The organism is Liquorilactobacillus satsumensis DSM 16230 = JCM 12392, from assembly GCF_001435195.1.
Lineage (GTDB): Bacteria > Bacillota > Bacilli > Lactobacillales > Lactobacillaceae > Liquorilactobacillus > Liquorilactobacillus satsumensis.
Map to the genome: position 1 here is coordinate 1 of NZ_AZFQ01000012.1, position 18,653 is coordinate 18,653.

An 18,653-nucleotide genomic window follows, 5' to 3' on the forward strand; every position below is an offset into this window, starting at 1 on the left:
TATGTTCGCAATTTCGAGTTAGTACTCAAATTTTCCCGACTTATGTCACACTCTCTAGCCTTATTTATATTCCGAAACTTCTAAACCTGCACGCATTTTTGTTGCCAATTCATTCAACTTACGTAAGCGATGGTTAACTCCTGACTTAGAGATCGGACCTCCAGGAACGATTTCACCTAATTCCTTTAGGCTAATCTCTGGATGGGTCACCCGGGTACGCGCAACATCTTGCAACTTAGGCGGAAGCTTATTGAGCCCCATCCGTTCATCAAGATATTTGATATTTTCAATTTGCCGATTAGCGGCATCCGCCACCTTATTCATATTAGCATTCTCGCAATTAACAATCCGATTCACAGAATTGCGCATATCGCGCACAATCCGAATATCCTCAAATTTAAGCATTGCATTTGTTGCACCAATCAGCGACAAAAAGTCAGCAATCTTTTCTGCTTCTTTAAGATAGGTAATATACCCGCTGCGTCTTTCCGTCTTACGGGCGTTCAACCCATAACGATTAATCAATTGACAAATTGCATTATTCTGCTCTTCATAAAGTGAATAGATCTCCAAATGGTACCTGCTAGTCTCTGGATTATTGACTGAGCCGGCCGCTAAAAACGCGCCCCGTAAATATGACCGAATCTGTGCATCATCAGTTAGTAAATCTAATTGAAGTGTCGGTTGTAAATGATAATCATCTAAAATTTTTAAATCATTTAACACCGTTTCGCTGCCGCGTTTGAGTCGCACAATATACAGATTGTTTTTCTTGAGCTTCATTTTACGCCGAACCAGCAATTCACTTTCAACATCATAAAACTTCTTTAGCAATTGATAGATTCGGCGCGCAATCGCAGGATTTTCAGTTTGGATGTTCAAAACAAAATGATGATTAATGATACTCACGGCGCCATTCATCCGAATTAGCGCCATTAACTCCGCTTTAGCATTTCCAAAGTGAACTTCCAAAGTCGTAAGTTCTTTCTTAACATCACTCGCATATGACAATGGAATCCCCTCCTTTAGGCCTAATTAAACTCACCGTCAAACCATGATAGCGGTCTGCCTGTCAACCGCAATAATTCATCCACAACTTGATTACCATTATGGAAAACACCATGATCTCGCAGTTCCAGGAAATTATTTGAAATCACGCGGCATCCCTGCTCACGTAACCCTTTGAAATCATGTTTAACTTGATACAGATATTCTCCATACTTTTGATGATCCATATAGTCGGCTGGAACGGGCTCTGTGTTTACCAAGACAGTATCAATAAACTGCTTCCCCATATGCCGATTCAAAACCCGCACATGATCTGCATCAGTAAAATGTTCAGTCTCACCTTTTTGGGTCATAATATTACAAATATAAATGACTTCTGCACTAGTCTGACAAACAGCAGCACCCAAGTTTGAAATCATCAAGTTGGGTAAAATGCTTGTAAATAAACTGCCTGGTCCTAAAACGATTTGATCAGCATCCATAATCGCCGCAATAACCTCATCAACGGCACGTGGTGGTGCCCCATCGCTGCCTGACACCCAAGCCCTTTCAATGGTCTTTTCAGCCGCAGAAATCTCAGATTCACCCGCTAGTACGCTCCCATCGGAAAATTGGGCATTCAAGACAAGGGGTTCGTTGGCTGCCGGATAGACATGTCCCTCAACGTCCATCATGCGTGAGAGCTCTTGCACGGCATTAAAAATACCATTATCATTCATCTCCGATAAAGCGGCAATGATTAGATTACCAATCGCATGTCCAGAGAAAAATTGATCTGTCGAAATAAAGCGATATTGAAAAATTCGTTTATAAATGGGCGCCATATTTGAAAGTGCAACTAAAACATTCCGAATATCACCTGGAGGAACAACATTGATATAATCACGAATAACACCTGACGAACCTCCATCGTCAGCTACCGTAACAATTGCAGTAATATCGGCATTTTTTTTATGCAAAGCCTTTAAAATTACAGGAAGTCCTGTCCCTCCACCGATCACAACAATATGTGGCCGTTGGCTTTTGCAGCCTGGCTTTCTTCTCATGAGCGGTTAGTCGTCTCCTTCCTTTTTGTAACGTCTCGATGTGAAATCCTAACAGGATACTCTTCATCTAAAGCTCTACCAATCCGTTCCGCAAGTGCCACAGAACGGTGCTGCCCGCCGGTACAACCAATTGCAATTGTTAAACTAGTTTTCCCTTCTTTTTTATAACCGGGAATAATATTACGCAATAAAGTCATAAATTGCTGGTAAAAAATAGTGGTTTTATCAGAATCCATCACATAATCATAGACTGGCTGCTCAAGCCCTGTTTTATTTTTCAAATCAGCAATGTAGTACGGGTTAGGCAGGAAACGAACATCCATCACGATATCAGCATCAATTGGCAAACCGTACTTGAAACCAAATGAAAGAACCTCGATATGAAATGAAGTTGATTTGCTGGTATCAAAATTATGAAAGATCTCTTCACGCAACTGTCGAGGTGTCAACTTACTTGTATCGACCACCAGTTGGGCTTTTAATCTGATATCTTTTAACAGATCACGTTCAAGTCTAATTCCATCCATCAAGCGGCCTTCCATCGCTAAAGGATGCGAGCGTCTGGTTTCTTTATAGCGTGCAACAAGTTCCTCATCGGAAGCATCCAAGAAAAGGATCTTTGCATCAATTAACCCATCGCTGCCTAAGTTACGCAGCATTTCAATAATTTCATCATAAAAAGCACGGGAACGTAAATCAATTACTAACGCAACTTTGTCAATCTTGCCGGATTCGCGCACCAGTTCCCAAAATTTAGGCAGCAGTGATGGGGGCATGTTATCAATGCAGAAATAGCCCAGATCTTCAAAGCTCTGAACTGCAACTGTTTTGCCTGCCCCGCTCATTCCGGTTACAACAACAAGTTTTAGTTGTTTTTCCATCTTCAATCCTCCATCCAAAAGCCTTCAGGCAATTATAACACACCGGGTGTGCCGTCTTCATCCTTTGTTGCTTTTTCATAAAAATAAACACGACACTCAGCCATCACAGCCCGCACAGCTTTGCCATAATGTTCATCAAAGAGTTTAAAAGCAGCAACCATTTCATTAGACTTTTTACTACGATCCAAAAAATAACACTGTGTTCCTAGTTTGGCGTTCCGTTAAAATCATAATAGCATATCGGTGTACAATTTTGTCGCTGCTCCTTATGGTCCTAAGATCGATTAAACCCTTTCTAGCCCATAATCGATTGCCTACCTTATGCATGGCATATTCAAAAGAACACAGCTCTGTACATTTGAGACTGTGTCTACTGTTAATTCATTCTTAATTAATTTAAACAGCTACTGATTTTGTTTCTACAAGATAACCATAGCCGCCAACAAAGATGGCATCAATCATGTCATCATGAGTTGTTAGGTTAACAACAATTCTTGCTGGATTATTTAGATTATACCCTTGCTCAAAAATATATTGCGACTTCTTTTCAACATATTTAAATAGATAACAAGCTAGCGCACAGTTAGAAGTTCCTGTCGCAGATTCTTCATTGATCTCATAAAGTGGTGCAAAATTTCTGCAAACTGCAGTAATGTTATTTTCTTTATCTTCTAACGCAAAAGCATGAACACCAATAACATCATGTTTTTTACTTAATTCAGTCATAACGTCAAAATCAGGCGCTAACTTTTTAAGCTCTTCACCTGATTTTATTGGTAAAAGAATATCCCATAATCCTGTAGATACAATCTGAATTGGTAATTTTGGGTCGATTGAATTTGTATCTAAACAATTATTAAATGAATCGAGGGAAAGAACATCAGCGTAAGTAGGAGCATTTTGTTCCATAAATACCATACCGTCTGAATCAATTCTCATGGACAAAATACCTGACTTTGTTTCTATCGTATATTCATTTTTAGATAACTTGTTCATCAAATTCAAAAATGCGAAAGTAGCTATTGTAGCGTGTCCACAGAGCGGTACCTCCTCTGTAGGTGTGAAATACTCTAAACAAAAATCTGCTAAGTTTGACTTAGTGATAAAAGCAGTTTCAGCATAGCCTAACTCTTTGGCGATCGCCATTTTTTGAATTGAATTCAAATCAGGTCTATCAAAAACAAGACCGGCTTTGTTACCCCCAGTATTGTCCTTACTAAAGGCACTTACAACATGTACTTCAACCATTTTATTTGTCTCCTATTCAAAAATTGATTTAGTCGATACTTTATTTTAGTTAGTATATCAATTTATGTACATAATTACAATAATATTGCCATTAGCGCCACCTGAGCTACGCCCAACAAATGTGAGCTTGTCACCACTTTTTCATTGTCGTGATAAACTCCGAAACTTATTAACTATAATGTCAATTATCTACTTTCTTAACTCAAAATAAAAAGGGGCTGTGCCAAAAGTTAACTTTTGGCACAACCCCTATTTTATTACGGATAAACGTGTTCCATAAGTCAAAGTTCTCCGTCTAACTTCGAATTTCTCATCGCAAAGTACCCGCTATGTTCGTAATTTCGAGTTAGCTCTCAAATTTTCCCGACTTATGTCACACTCTCTTAACGACAGTATTTAATTGCTAAATATGCTCAAAAACATATTTTTACATTTTCCGTAATCCAAACTTTTATTGTAACCAGCGGATTACGCAGCATCGACTTAAGCTCATCAATGCTACTCTAATCAACAACCTTACGGGTAAATGGATCGGAAGAAATTCCTGCTGCCAAAATCTTTTTGCACCACTCTTGTGCAGAAAACAGTGAATGATCACGATAATTACCACAACTGCGAATATCCGTTCCTTGCACATCATCCCATGTGGACTTAGTAATTTGCTCCAAAGCGCCCTTCAAAGCTTTAGCAACTTCTGTAGTGTCGTGTTCACCCCAAACAATCAAATGAAATCCTGTACGACAACCAAATGGTGAACAATCAATCACTCCGTCAAGACGGTCGCGCAAAAATCCCGCGAGCATATGTTCAATTGTATGCAACCCAGCTGTTGGAATCGCATTTTCATTTGGCTGCACTAACCGCAGATCATAATTCGAGATCTCGTCACCTTTTTGACCCTTTTCGATTGTAATTAACCGCACATATGGTGCCTTCACTGCTGTATGATCCAAAGTAAAACTTTCAACCTTAGCCATCATTAAACACTCCTTTTTTAGAATTAACCTTCCAAACTTACTCTAAGCATTTCACCCCCAAAAAGCAAGTGCTCAATGCCTGCGTGCTCTTTCTAAAACCTGATGTAAATACTTTCCGGTATAGCTAACAGTGCTTTTTTCAACTTCTTCCGGTGTTCCAGTTGCGATCACCCTGCCACCACCGTCGCCACCTTCAGGTCCTAGATCAATCAGATAGTCAGCACTCTTGATCACATCCAAATTATGTTCAATCACCAGCACCGTGTTGCCCTTATCTACCAAGCGTTGCAAAACATTTAATAAATTTTTAATATCATCGGTGTGTAACCCTGTGGTTGGTTCATCCAAAATATAGAAACTTTTACCATTTGCCTTACGATGCAATTCTGAGGCAAGCTTCATTCTTTGTGCTTCTCCGCCTGAGAGCGTTGTTGCCGGTTGTCCAAGTTTGACATATCCGAGCCCAACATCCACAATTGTTTGCAGCTTTCGTTTAATTTTAGGAATTGCACTAAAGAATTCCAACGCTTCTGCAACTGTCATATCTAAAACATCGGCAATATTTTTCCCTTTATATTCAATCTCAAGGGTCTCAGAATTATAACGTGCACCATGACAGATCTCACATGGAACATAAACATCCGGCAAAAAATTCATCTCAATTTTGATAATTCCATCGCCCTTGCAGGCCTCACAGCGTCCGCCTTTAACGTTAAAACTAAAACGCCCCTTGCCGTAACCGCGCATTTTGGCAGCGTTGGTCTGCGCAAAAAGTCCACGCACATCATCAAAGACACTCGTATAGGTTGCCGGGTTACTTCGCGGAGTCCTACCAATTGGGCTTTGATCAATATTAACTACTTTTTCAAGGTTCTCTGCTCCTAAAAGACGCTTAAATTTACCTGGTTTTTCTGAATTATGATTTAGCTCTTGAGCCAATGCGCGCTTCAGTATTAAATTAATCAACGTTGACTTGCCTGAGCCGGAAACTCCGGTCACAGCAATAAAAGTCCCTAAGGGAAACGCCACATCAATCTGCTTCAAATTGTTTGCAGCCGCTCCTAGCAATTCGATCTTTTTCCCATTTCCTGCTCTTCTTTTAGGCGGAACAGGGATAAACTTCTTGCCTGAAAGATACTGCCCAGTTAACGACTTACTGTTGCGTGCAACTTGCTTAGGCGTCCCGGCTGCCATCACCTGACCGCCAGCACTCCCAGCTCCTGGACCAATATCAATTACATAATCAGCTGCGCGCATTGTGTCTTCGTCGTGCTCCACCACAATCAATGTGTTACCTAAATCACGCATTTTCTTCAAAGAGTCAATCAATCGATCATTGTCTCTTTGATGCAATCCAATCGAAGGTTCATCAAGAATATATAAGACACCGGATAAATTCGACCCAATCTGGGTCGCCAGTCTGATCCGCTGTGCTTCTCCCCCAGAAAGAGTTCGAGCTGAGCGGCTGAGCGTTAAGTAAGCAAGTCCGACATTAATCAGAAAAGTCAAGCGGTCTTTTATTTCCTTCAAAATTGGGCGTGCGATTGTTTCGTCCTGTTCCCCAAAGGAAAGCTGCTTGAAAAAATCAAGGGCATCGGCAATATTGAGATCCGAAACTTCGCCAATCTGCTTGCCGTTTATCTTGACTGCCAAAGCTTTACGATTCAAACGATAACCATGACAAGTCTGACAAGTCAAACTTGTCATATACTTGCGCATCACATCGCGGGTAAAATCACTATTTGTTTCATGGTAGCGTCGCTCAATATTAGGAATTACTCCTTCAAAGGGTGCCTCGACATCACGCACACCGCCAAAATCATTTTCATAATGAAAATGGAAAGTTCGTCCATTTGCCCCGTATAAAATTGTCCGTTGTTCTGCTTGAGAAAGCTTCTCAAAAGGCGTCTCAAGTGAAATCCCAAATGCAGCGCAAGCTTGTGCTAATAGTGTCGGATAATACTGTGAACTTATTGGATTCCAGGGCTCAATCGCACCCGCTGCCAATGTTTTCGTTGTATCAGGTACCACCAAATCACGGTCAACTTCAAGTTTGATTCCTAAGCCATCGCAATCTGGACATGCTCCAAATGGTGCATTGAAAGAAAATAACCGGGGCTCAAGTTCGCCAATCGTAAAGCCACAATAAGGACATGCAAAGTTTTCAGAAAATTGCAATAACTTTCCCTCAAGCACATCGACATTTGCATATCCTTCAGAAAGACGCAGCGCAGCCTCAAAAGAATCAAACAGCCGGGAACGAACTTCGGGTTTGATCACAAGCCGATCAACCACCACTTCGATAGAGTGTTTTTTGTTTTTAGCAAGTTCCAAGGGTTCTTCAATCTCATGAATTTCACCATCGACACGCACACGCACAAAACCATCACGTTTAATTTTTTCAAAGATTTTCTTGTGTTGTCCCTTCTTTTCGCGCACAACTGGCGCGAGAATTTGGACTTTTGTTCTTTCAGGAAGTTCTAAAACACGATCAACCATCTGTTCAGGTGACTGACTTGTAATCTTATGACCATCATTCGGACAAATGGGTGTCCCAACTCGGGCCCATAACAACCTAAGATAGTCGTTTATTTCTGTGACGGTCCCGACCGTCGAACGTGGATTTTTCGAAGTCGTTTTTTGATCAATCGAGATTGCTGGAGAAAGACCGTCAATCGAATCGACATCTGGCTTATCCATTTGACCTAAAAATTGACGGGCATACGCCGAAAGGCTTTCCACATAACGCCGTTGCCCTTCAGCATATAAAGTATCAAATGCTAGTGAGCTCTTGCCAGATCCCGACAAACCAGTAATCACTACCAGCTTGTTTTTAGGAATTGTAACGTTGATATTTTTCAGGTTGTGTGCTCGTGCCCCTTGAATCACTATTTTATTTTGTCCCAAACCGTTGCCTTCTTCCTCTCAATAAATCCAACTATTTGCCAGTTTGCCCTTTCAATTCAATGATTGTATCACGCAAGGTTGCTGCCTGTTCAAAGTCCAACTGTTTGGCCGCTGCCCGCATTTGATCTTCCAATTTGATTAACGTTTCTTGCTGCTGTTTTTCTTCCATGTCTTTAAACTCTAGTGTGCTGAAACTTTCTGACTTGCCACCGCGCACCGGTTTCGTAATTGAAATCAGTGCACGAATCTTTTTCTTGATAGTATGTGGCACAATATGGTGCTCTTCATTGTACTTTTCTTGGATACTGCGCCGTCTTTTTGTTTCATCAATTGCGCCTTGCATTGAATCAGTGACATGGTCGGCATACATAATCACACGTCCATTTTCATTGCGCGCTGCACGCCCAATGGTCTGTACCAGCGAACGTTCACTACGCAAGAACCCTTCTTTATCGGCATCAAGGATTGCTACTAAAGAAACTTCAGGTACATCAATTCCTTCACGTAACAAGTTGATCCCTACCAACACATCAAAGACTCCTAATCTAAGATCACGCACAATTTTCGTTCGCTCCAATGTTTTAATGTCAGAATGCAGATATTTAACCTTGATCTGTAATTCTTTAAGATAATCTGTCAAATCTTCGGACATTTTTTTAGTGAGTGTCGTTACAAAAACACGTTCATGGCGAGCAACTCGTTTGTTGATTTCACCCACAAGATCATCCATTTGCCCCATAATCGGACGCACTTCGATTAAAGGATCCAAAAGTCCTGTTGGTCTGATAATCTGCTGGACAATCTTATCTGTTTGCTCAAACTCATAAGGACCTGGTGTTGCGGACATATAGACTATTTGATGAATATGCTGCTCAAATTCTGTCAGAGTTAACGGCCGGTTATCAAGTGCACTGGGAAGCCTGAAACCATGATCAATTAACATTTGTTTCCGCGCACGGTCTCCGTTATACATTCCACGAACCTGTGGCATCGTAACATGCGATTCGTCCACTACAAGCAGGAAGTCTTTTGGGAAAAAATCTAAAAGGGTATATGGGGGTTCACCAGGTTTTCTCCCATCCATATGCCTAGAATAATTCTCAATTCCTGAGCAATACCCCATCTCGCGCAGCATTTCAATGTCATAGGTGGTTCTTTGCTCAAGCCTTTGCGCTTCCAACAACTTATTTGCACCCTTTAATTTTTCAAGTTGCGCTGCCAATTCTGCTTGAATTCCCGCAATGGCTTTATCCATAATGTCGTCATTCGTCATAAAATGAGTTGCTGGAAAAATCGAGACATGTTCCCGCTCAGCTACGATCTCACCGGTAAGCGCATCAACTTCACGAATGCGATCGATCTCATCTCCAAAGAATTCAATCCGTAAGGCACGTTCATCCCGTGAAGCCGGAAAAATCTCAACTACATCTCCGTGAACCCGGAAACGCCCACGCTGAAAATCAATGTCATTTCTTTCAAACTGAATATCAATCAGCTGCCGCAGTAAAGTATCACGCTCCAATGTCTGCCCCACACGTAAAGATAGGGTATGTGCCTTATATTCTTTAGGATCCCCTAATCCAAAAATTGAGGAGACCGAAGCGACAACGATCACATCATTGCGTTCAAGCAGCGAACTGGTAGCCGAATGACGAAGCTTATCGATTTCGTCATTAATACTTGAATCTTTTTCTATATAGGTGTCACTTGAGGGTACATACGCTTCTGGTTGATAATAATCATAATAACTGACAAAATATTCCACCGCATTATTCGGGAAAAATTCCTTAAATTCGCTGTATAACTGCCCTGCCAGAGTTTTATTATGCGCTAAGACAAGTGTCGGTTTGTTGACATTTTTAATAACATTGGAAATCGTAAAGGTTTTACCGGTTCCGGTTGCTCCTAAAAGAACCTGTGCTTTTTCACCTTGCAAGATTCCCTGAGAGAGTTCTTGAATAGCTGTCGGTTGATCACCTGTCGGCTGATACCCAGAAACTAAGTCAAATTCACGCTCTTCTTGTCTTTCTATCACGTTCGCCAACCCCCTGTTATTTTGATTGCTATTAACTGCAAAAAAGGCCATGACAATATGACTCGTCACGGTCTACTATCACGCCTTATTATTCTAACATAGCGAACATACTTTCGCACGCTTTTAAATTCAGTTATTCGGAATACTGTTCGATCATTTGAGTCCGCAGTTCTTTAAGTTGCCGCGTCCAATAGACATCGTAAATATCTGGGTTTTTCAAACGCAGACATGCTGCTGGCAATGTCGCCAGTTTTGCTTGCGAAGTTCTTTGAATCTCCATCGTTTCTGGTTCCTGATAGACTAACTTTCCTTTAGCAAAAACTTGCACCCGCAGTGGTTTCAACTGCAACCCGCGCAGCTTCTTTTTTTGATATGTTTTATTTGGATCCGCATTGAAAAGTTGGCTGTTATGCCGCATTTTTTCTCCATCCAATGTTAAAAGATCACCACGCGCTTGCCCATCATCATCATAAAGCCGGTAAAGATTTTTAAACCCTGGAATAGTAGTTTTCTCAACTGTGTTGCTGAGCTTGATCTTGGGAATAATCTCACCATTTTCTTGAGTAGCTACCAACTTGTACACTCCGCTCAAAACTGGATCAGAAGAAGCGGTAATTAACTTTTCTCCTACCCCAAAACTGTCGATCGAAGCGCCTTCTTCAAGCACGTTTTGAATTACATCTTCGTCAAGTGCATTTGAAACCGTGATTGTTGCATCCTTAAATCCGGCATCATCGAGCATGCGTCTAGCTTGCTTTGTCAGATACGTAATATCACCAGAATCAATCCGAATTCCAAGATTACTTTGAATACCTTCTTCTTTTAACTGTTTAAAAACTTCTAATGCATTCAAAACGCCGGAGTGCAAAACATCATAAGTATCAACCAGTAAAAGACAATTATGCGGATAGATCTTTTTCCATGCCATAAAAGCCTCTTTTTCAGAAGAAAACGATTGAATCCAGCTATGTGCCATTGTCCCAAGCGGTTTTAACCCAAAGAGTTTTGCACTCAACACATTTGCTGTTCCAGAGCAGCCGCCGATCACAGCTGCCCGCGCACCATAAGTTGCCGCATCCGCTCCCTGAGCGCGGCGTGAACCGAATTCCATCACGGAACGTCCACGTGCTACCATACAAATTCTGCGTGCCTTTGTAGCAATCAAAGACTCGTGGTTAACAATATTCAAGAGCATTGTTTCTAACAGTTGGACCTGAACCAGCGGTCCCCTGACTGTAATCAAAGGTTCATTTGGAAAAACTGGAGTTCCTTCTTCAACGGACCACACATCACACTCAAATTTAAAAGTCCGCAAATATTCCAAAAAATTAGGCGAAAAGATCTCGAGTTTTTTAAGATAATCAAGGTCAGACTCACTAAAATGCAATTCATTCAGATACTGGATTACTTGTGCAAGTCCAGCATAAATTACCAAGCCACCCTTATCAGGAATTTTACGAAAATAAAGATCGAAGTAACCTCTTTTTTGGGGAGCTTCTTCAAAAAAACCATTAGCCATCGTTAACTCGTACAAGTCTAACAAAAGCGTTAAGTTACGTGATTTCATCTGTTTCCTCCAACTCTGTCTTACAGGCCGGTAGGGATGTAAAGACATCTAATACCTTTAAATTATACCTATCTACCGCAGCAGTCAAGCTTACTCCTTATAAAGCAACCCCAAGCTTCCTAAATTGCGTTTTATTTCGTCAAATTTTTTTTCGCTCTCACAGGCAATGTTATGCAGGTGAATTCCATTTGTAAGACTAGAGAGCAATTTATGCTTGCCATGCACAGCGCGGCTCATGAAGTCATTGATATCAGCTTCAGTCGCAATTCCCAGTGTCCCCACTAACTGACCATAAACATTGTGATCCACCGTAACATCTAAAACTTCACCGCCTGCTTTTACAATTGTTTCAAGTTCCAAACGCGTTTGCTTAAAGTCATGCTGGCAGACAAGTATGCCATGGAAAGAAGCACTTTTCGTTTTAAATTTATAGCCGTTCACAGTAGCAATGATTTTTTCTCCCTGTGCACGCATTAACGCAATGTCGCCCACAATCGTTTGCCGACTAACCTGGTACTTGCGCGCCAACTCGCTTGCGCTCACAACCTCATTATTCAACAAGTCATCTTTGAGCGCGGCTCTACGCTCTACATTATTTCTTTTCATCTTGTCACCACCTCGCCTGAACTTGCATTAAAAAACCCAAATAGCAATTATGATAATTTATCGACAACCTACTCATTTTTGGTAAATGCAAAACTAGTCTAACCTTGACATGTGCATTAAGCGACCCCTTGCAGACATAAGCACCGCATAATATTAGAGAGGACTAGGGGCTGTGACAAAAGTTAAATTTTGGCACAGCCCCTCTTTTTTCCGTATAAACGTGTTCCATAAGTCAAAATTCTCCGTCTAACCTCGAATTACTCATAGCAAGGTACTCGCTATGTTCGTAATTTCGAGTTAGCACTCAAATTTTCCCGACTTATGTCACACTCTCTCTTTTATTCCGGATAAACGTGTTCCATAAGTCAAAATTCTCCGTCTAACCTCGAATTACTCATAGCAAAGTACTCGCTATGTTCGTAATTTCGAGTTAGCACTCAAATTTTCCCGACCTATGTCACACTCTCAGTCCCACTGCTTGAATTCCCACATTTCACTGCAGGTACTCACACAGCCAAACATGCAGTCTTCGTTATTTTTTGGCAAAGGCCAGAATCTCGTCTGCAAATTGTTCCCTTTTGGCCAATGCTTCGGCCTGCGTTTGTGCTTCAGTTGCAATATAGAACTTAATTTTTGGTTCTGTCCCGGAAGGACGAACCGCCAGCCATGAACCATCTGTCAGAATATACTTCAAAACGTTGGCTTGAGGCAGCTCAATCTTGGTCACCGTACCTTCTGCGGTCTTCTTTTCAGAATTCGAGAAGTCTTCCATTGCAGCCACAGAAACACCTGCAAATGCTTTAGGTGCAGCTTTTCTAAACTTAGCCATCAAAGTATTAATCTCTGTGGCACCTTCGACGCCATCAAAAGTTAACGCAATCGTCTTTTCTGCAAAGAAACCATACTTGTTGAAAAGCTCCTGCAACCCATCATACAGATTTTGTCCCTTGCTCTTGTAGTAAGCAGCAACCTCTGCCAGCATAACAAGTGATTGAATCGCATCTTTATCGCGGACAAACGGTCGAATAAGGTATCCGTAGCTCTCCTCAAAACCAAACATAAAGGTATGTGCTTTTGTTTGTTCATAGTCTTTAATTTGTTCAGCAATAAATTTGAACCCTGTTAACACATTAATCATTTTCACATTGTAATTTTTGGCAATTGCAGTCGCAAATTCGCTTGAAACAATCGATTTTACAGCTACCGCATTCGCAGGCAATGTTCCTGCTGCTTGGTGAGCAGTCAGAATATAATTTAACATCACCGCAGCAATCTGATTACCTGTCATTAATTGATATGCACCAGAAGGCTGCCGCACTGCAGCTCCCAAGCGGTCAGCATCTGGATCAACAGCAATCAGCAGATCGGCATCTTCTTTTTTACCATGTTCAATTGCTAGATTAAAAGCAGCTGGGTCTTCCGGATTGGGCTTAGTAACTGTCGAAAATTCTGGATCGGGAGTAGCTTGTTCCTTGACCATCGTAAAGTTGGTAAATCCTGCTTGCTTTAAAGCTCTTTCACCCAAAACTGCTCCAGTGCCATGCAGCGGCGAGAAGATCAGCTTCAGTGTTTTGCCTTCTTTTGCAACAAGGTCCCTGTTAATCGTAACTTGGTCAACCTCAGCTAAATAGGCTTGATCGACTTCATCACCAATGATCTTCATTAATCCCGTAGCCTGCAGGTCGTTTTCGTCTGCTACTTTAATATTGAACAAATCATTTGCCTGCCGTACAAATTTAGTAATCAAATCAGATTCTTTAGGGGGCATCTGACCGCCATCTTCACCATAAATTTTATAGCCATTATATTGTTTAGGATTGTGACTTGCCGTAATCATAATACCTGCATATGTTTTTAGATGACGCACAGTAAATGAAAGTTCAGGTGTTGGACGCAAACTTTCAAAAACAAAACTTGGAATTCCATGTGCCCCCAAAACACGGGCAGCCTCATGCGCAAATTCCTGGGAATGATGTCTTGAATCAAAACTGATTGCCACACCACGTTTTTTTAGCTTCTCATCTAAAGTATCCATGAATAAAGCCAGTCCCTCAGTAGCTTGTCTGACTGTATAAATGTTCATCCGATTAATTCCGGCTCCGAGGACTCCACGCATCCCCGCTGTTCCAAATTCAAGAGGTGCATAAAAAGCATCTTCTTGCGCTTCTTGATCATTTTTAATCTTTTCAAGTTCGCCGCGCAACTGCTGATTGAGGCCAGCAAAATTTGTCCATGCGGTATAATTTTCTTTCCAGCTCACATAATCACTCCTAAATTATTCTACTGATAGTATACTATAAATAAACCGCTTTTATACAAAAAAGAGAAATTCTTTACCAGTTAAGTAAAAAAATTGGAATCCTGCATTTGATTTCAGATCCATTCAAAAAGCCCTCATTCAAGTACCTGTTTTTTAACAGTTCTTAAACAAGAGCTTTATTAAAGTATTTCTTGATCTGCTAATTATCGCTGGACATCTTTAACGGTTTCAAGGTAATTGTAGGCTTCTTGCCCTGCGATACTGCCATCACCAACTGCAGTTGCAATTTGGCGTAAATCTTTTTTGCGGACATCACCAACTGCAAAAATTCCGGGAACTTTCGTTTCCATTTTTTCATTGGTAATGATCCAGCCTTCGTCATCTGTGATTCCTAAGTGACTGACGGTCTCAGTCATGGGCAACAGACCAATGTAGATAAAGACGCCCGAAACCGGGAGCAGTTTATCCTCACCTGTCTTCTTGTTATGCGTCTTCACACCGGTGACTTTCTGTCCGTCACCTTCAATCTGAGTGACAATCGTATCCCACGTAAAGTCAATCTTAGGATTATCAAAAGCACGTTCTTGCAAAATCTGCTGTGCGCGTAACTGATCACGTCGGTGAATTACATTAACTTCTTTAACCATCTGTGTCAGATAAGAGCCTTCCTCAATTGCAGAATCCCCACCTCCGACAACTGCCACATCACGATCACGGAAAAAAGCACCGTCACAGACAGCACAGTAGGAAACACCACGTCCACTATAATCTTCTTCACCCGGGATACCGAGTTTCTTATATTGTGAACCCGTGGCAATAATCAAGGCATGTGTTTCAAACTCAGCACTGTCTGTTTTTACCGTTTTAATCCCTGTAGGTGAGACCGTAACACTTTCGACGGTTCCATAAGCGTACTCTGCTTCGAACTGAGTGGCACTTTCGTACATTTCTTTTGCAAGATCCGGTCCAAGAATGGACTTAAATCCAGGATAATTTTCAACCTCAGCCGTATTGTTCATCTGTCCACCGTAGACGCCACGATCAAGCAACAGCACTGACAAATTTGCACGTGAAGCATACAAAGCCGCCGTCATTCCTCCTGGACCAGCTCCGATGATAATCACATCATATTTTTTTACCAAATTAAGTCACCCTTCCTTCTCTTCCTCAATGTCTTTCATTCAGGACTCCGTCACATTATAGCTTACAAATTGTAAGCATGCTAGTAATTTGTTTCTTCTTCCGAGCGGCCTTCACGTTTCATCAAATCTGCAATCGCTGCTTTAATTTCTTTCCCCTGATAAAGAACTTCATAAATTGCCTCAGTAATTGGCATCTCAATCTGCTTTTGCTGCGCTAATTCGTAGGCAGCCTTAGTGGTATTGATGCCCTCAATCACCATTCCCATATTTGCAACTATATCCGCTAATTTTTGTCCGCGACCTAATTGGTCACCAGCACGCCAGTTTCGTGAATGCACACTGGTACATGTCACTATTAGGTCACCCACTCCGGTTAATCCAATAAAAGTCATCGGATCAGCACCAAGTGCCACCCCTAGACGTGCAATTTCAGCTAGCCCGCGTGTCATTAAAGCAGCTTTTGCATCATCACCATAGCCTAAACCATGTAATGCCCCCGCACCTAAGGCAATAATATTTTTAAAAGCTGCACCTAATTCAACACCGATGATATCGCTATTTGTATACACGCGGAAATATTCATTCATAAAAATTTTCTGCACACACTGCGCGGCTTTCTTATCTTTTGCTGCCGCAGTAATTAAGGTTAAATCATGCCGTGCAACTTCTTCAGCGTGACTGGGACCTGAAAGTGCCACAATTCCAGCACGATTCTCACTGGGAATTTCTTCTGCAAGAATCTCGGAAATCCGTTTATGTGTCTTCAATTCCAATCCTTTACTGGCATGCACAATCACCGGGTGTGCCCCAGCTTTAAGCAAGGTTGCAACCTGCTGTGCCATTGCTCTAATCGCCTTGGTAGGAATTGCGAATAAGATCACATCTGCTCCTGCAAGCGCCCTTGCTAAAGAAGTGGTCGCTTCTAAACGTGGATCGTATTTCAGCTTGGGAAGATAGTGCTCATTTGTATGTAAATTATTTAATTCCTCTACTTGTTCTTGCCTGCGCGACCAAATGCAGACCTGCTTACCATTTAAAATTAAAATATTGGCAAGTACACTTCCCCAAGATCCGGCACCGATCACTGCAATTTTTTCACACAAAACAACCACTCCTATTTTTCAAATACATCTTTTGTTCCATCAAGATACCACGGATCAAGCGGCCTCCAGTAGCGCCGTAAAAGCAACCACACAATTGCCCCACCAAAAAGAATAACGGATAACCACTGTGAAACACGCAATGAACCAAGCATCAAACTATCGGTCCGCATTCCTTCAACAAAGAAACGACCAAAGGAATACCAAATTACATAGCCAAAGAAAACTTCGCCGCGTTTAAAAAGGCCTTTCCGATGGCGCAGTCCAAGCAGCACCACAAAACCTGCAAGATCCCATGCTGATTCATACAGGAAGGTTGGTTGATAATATGTACCCTTAATATTCATCTGTCGAATAATAAACTCTGGTAAATGTAATTCTTGCAAAAAGCTAAGTGTCGTTTTAACTCCATGTGCTTCTTGATTCATAAAATTACCCCAGCGTCCAATTCCTTGCGCCATAATTACCGTAGGGGCAATCACATCCAATAATAACCAAACCGGAATCTGCCTTTGCCGGCAAAAAAAGATAATTACTATAATTGCACCGATCAAAGCACCATAGATCGCGATGCCACCATCCCAGATACGATAAACTTCATTAAGGTGCTGAGAATAATAGCTCCATTGAAAAATCACATAGTAGATGCGGGCAGAAATAATTGAAAAAGGCATGGCCCACAGCAGTAAATCATAGACAGTATCTTCGCTGATGCCGCGCCGTTTTCCCTCACGAACTGCTAAAATCACCGCCAAAACAACTGCACTGGCAATGATGATTCCATACCAGTGCACTTCAAGCGGCCCCACCGAAAACGCCACGGGATTAAGGGCGCCAAATAGATAATTCACTTAATAAACACATCCTTACTGTTCATTTGAATTCTCTTTAATCAAATTATTCAGATTATTTTCAAAAAGTTTTGTTGCATCATAACCCATTGTTTTGGCACGAAAATTCATCGCCGCTGCTTCAATTATAATTGCCAGATTGCGCCCAATTTTAACGGGAACCGCAATCTGTGGAACTTCCACATCAAAAATTTTGAATTTTTGTTCCCCACTGCCCAGCCGATCAAACTGTTTATCCGGTCCCCAGTCTTCCAAGTGGACAATCAATGAAATATCAGTTTCTGCCCGCACTGCTCCTGCCCCAAAAAGATTCATGACATCAATAATTCCAATTCCGCGGATTTCGAGTAAATGCCTCAAGATTTTAGGAGCCTCACCTCTAATAGTCTGCTCATCTTTTTGATAAACTTCGACCCGGTCATCTGCGATTAGCCGATGACCTCTTTTAATCAAATCAAGTGCTGTTTCAGACTTACCGACACCTGAATCACCTGTAATCAAGACTCCCAAACCATATATGTCCACTAAGACTCCATGCAAAGACTTTCTTTCGGCCAATTGGGACTCTAAAAAATCTGTCAACTTGGCTAGCAGGCGTGTCGTGGGAAGCTTTGATCTTAAAACTGGAATCCCATTGCTTTTAGCAGCAACATCCAGTTCTGCTGGAACAGGTAAATAACGTGAAATAATAAAACAAGGTGTCGCAGCATCAGCGCATAACTTAGCCATCACTTCTTTACGCTTATCCTGATCCATTTTTCGGGCATAAGAAATTTCTGTCATTCCGAGAACCTGAATTCTTTCAGCAGGATAATAATCAAAATAGCCCGTCAATTCCAAACCAGGACGTGAAATATCACTTGCATAAATCTGCTTAGTTTTTAAATATTTTCCGCCAGAAAAAACTTTCAACCCCGTTGCTTCAACTAGACTTTGTACATTTACAGCGTTATCCACCCTAAAGACCTCCTGCACAAGCTTTCTAAACAGCTTTCCTTCTACTACAATTCCTTTGGTGTGTAACT

15 protein-coding genes are annotated in these 18,653 nt (G+C 41.5%); all 15 read right to left on the minus strand.

The genetic code is table 11. The features are described 5' to 3' along the window. Positions 1-60: 60 nt before the first annotated feature. Positions 61-1,011: a DNA-binding protein WhiA gene (whiA, locus tag FD50_RS00875; protein ID WP_056959594.1), complete on the minus strand. Its 951-nt coding sequence runs from the start codon at positions 1,009-1,011 to the stop codon at positions 61-63. Positions 1,012-1,031: 20 nt separating this feature from the next. Beyond that, the gene (locus FD50_RS00880; RefSeq protein ID WP_054757992.1) at positions 1,032-2,054 is read right to left on the minus strand and encodes a gluconeogenesis factor YvcK family protein; all 1,023 of its coding nucleotides are present in this window, start codon (positions 2,052-2,054) and stop codon (positions 1,032-1,034) included. Beyond that, positions 2,051-2,935, minus strand: a complete 885-nt coding sequence (gene rapZ / locus FD50_RS00885) for an RNase adapter RapZ (protein ID WP_056959596.1) — start codon at positions 2,933-2,935, stop codon at positions 2,051-2,053. Before rapZ ends, FD50_RS00880 begins: the two co-directional genes overlap by 4 nt. A 32-nt stretch (positions 2,936-2,967) precedes the next feature. Beyond that, complete coding sequence (locus FD50_RS12625) at positions 2,968-3,123, minus strand: hypothetical protein (RefSeq protein ID WP_156653463.1); 156 nt, start codon at positions 3,121-3,123, stop codon at positions 2,968-2,970. Positions 3,124-3,331: 208 nt separating this feature from the next. Next, positions 3,332-4,183, minus strand: a complete 852-nt coding sequence (locus FD50_RS00890; RefSeq protein ID WP_056959598.1) for a PhzF family phenazine biosynthesis protein — start codon at positions 4,181-4,183, stop codon at positions 3,332-3,334. A gap of 503 nt (positions 4,184-4,686) precedes the next feature. Next, complete coding sequence (locus FD50_RS00895; protein WP_054757991.1) at positions 4,687-5,160, minus strand: S-ribosylhomocysteine lyase; 474 nt, start codon at positions 5,158-5,160, stop codon at positions 4,687-4,689. Positions 5,161-5,232: 72 nt separating this feature from the next. Continuing rightward, positions 5,233-8,067, minus strand: a complete 2,835-nt coding sequence (uvrA, locus tag FD50_RS00900; RefSeq protein WP_056959600.1) for an excinuclease ABC subunit UvrA — start codon at positions 8,065-8,067, stop codon at positions 5,233-5,235. A gap of 31 nt (positions 8,068-8,098) precedes the next feature. Further along, a complete protein-coding gene (gene uvrB / locus FD50_RS00905; protein ID WP_056959604.1) occupies positions 8,099-10,102 on the minus strand; it encodes an excinuclease ABC subunit UvrB in 2,004 nt (667 codons plus the stop codon). A gap of 133 nt (positions 10,103-10,235) precedes the next feature. Continuing rightward, on the minus strand, positions 10,236-11,669 hold the full coding sequence (locus tag FD50_RS00910) for a nicotinate phosphoribosyltransferase (RefSeq protein WP_082610384.1): 1,434 nt from the start codon (positions 11,667-11,669) through the stop codon (positions 10,236-10,238). A 90-nt stretch (positions 11,670-11,759) separates the two neighbouring features. Beyond that, positions 11,760-12,275, minus strand: coding sequence for a transcription repressor NadR (locus FD50_RS00915; RefSeq protein ID WP_228887821.1), 516 nt, complete (start codon positions 12,273-12,275; stop codon positions 11,760-11,762). A gap of 532 nt (positions 12,276-12,807) precedes the next feature. Next, complete coding sequence (locus FD50_RS00920; RefSeq protein ID WP_056959608.1) at positions 12,808-14,535, minus strand: phospho-sugar mutase; 1,728 nt, start codon at positions 14,533-14,535, stop codon at positions 12,808-12,810. Positions 14,536-14,738: 203 nt separating this feature from the next. Then, positions 14,739-15,677: a thioredoxin-disulfide reductase gene (gene trxB, locus FD50_RS00925; protein ID WP_056959610.1), complete on the minus strand. Its 939-nt coding sequence runs from the start codon at positions 15,675-15,677 to the stop codon at positions 14,739-14,741. Between the two features lie 80 nt (positions 15,678-15,757). Beyond that, a complete protein-coding gene (locus FD50_RS00930; protein ID WP_056959613.1) occupies positions 15,758-16,780 on the minus strand; it encodes an NAD(P)H-dependent glycerol-3-phosphate dehydrogenase in 1,023 nt (340 codons plus the stop codon). An 11-nt stretch (positions 16,781-16,791) separates the two neighbouring features. Continuing rightward, the gene (gene lgt, locus FD50_RS00935) at positions 16,792-17,628 is read right to left on the minus strand and encodes a prolipoprotein diacylglyceryl transferase (RefSeq protein ID WP_056959615.1); all 837 of its coding nucleotides are present in this window, start codon (positions 17,626-17,628) and stop codon (positions 16,792-16,794) included. Positions 17,629-17,643: 15 nt separating this feature from the next. Next, a complete protein-coding gene (hprK, locus tag FD50_RS00940) occupies positions 17,644-18,585 on the minus strand; it encodes an HPr(Ser) kinase/phosphatase (RefSeq protein WP_056959617.1) in 942 nt (313 codons plus the stop codon). Positions 18,586-18,653: the final 68 nt, after the last annotated feature.

What these genes read in the sequence shown, in the direction of transcription:
- FD50_RS00880 (WP_054757992.1), bottom strand. Translation starts at nt 2,054, where the DNA reads ATGAGAAGAAAGCCAGGCTGCAAAAGCCAACGGCCACATATTGTTGTG.
- rapZ (WP_056959596.1), bottom strand. Translation starts at nt 2,935, where the DNA reads ATGGAAAAACAACTAAAACTTGTTGTTGTAACCGGAATGAGCGGGGCA.
- FD50_RS00890 (WP_056959598.1), bottom strand. Translation starts at nt 4,183, where the DNA reads ATGGTTGAAGTACATGTTGTAAGTGCCTTTAGTAAGGACAATACTGGG.
- FD50_RS00895 (WP_054757991.1), bottom strand. Translation starts at nt 5,160, where the DNA reads ATGGCTAAGGTTGAAAGTTTTACTTTGGATCATACAGCAGTGAAGGCA.
- FD50_RS00910 (WP_082610384.1), bottom strand. Translation starts at nt 11,669, where the DNA reads ATGAAATCACGTAACTTAACGCTTTTGTTAGACTTGTACGAGTTAACG.
- FD50_RS00915 (WP_228887821.1), bottom strand. Translation starts at nt 12,275, where the DNA reads ATGAAAAGAAATAATGTAGAGCGTAGAGCCGCGCTCAAAGATGACTTG.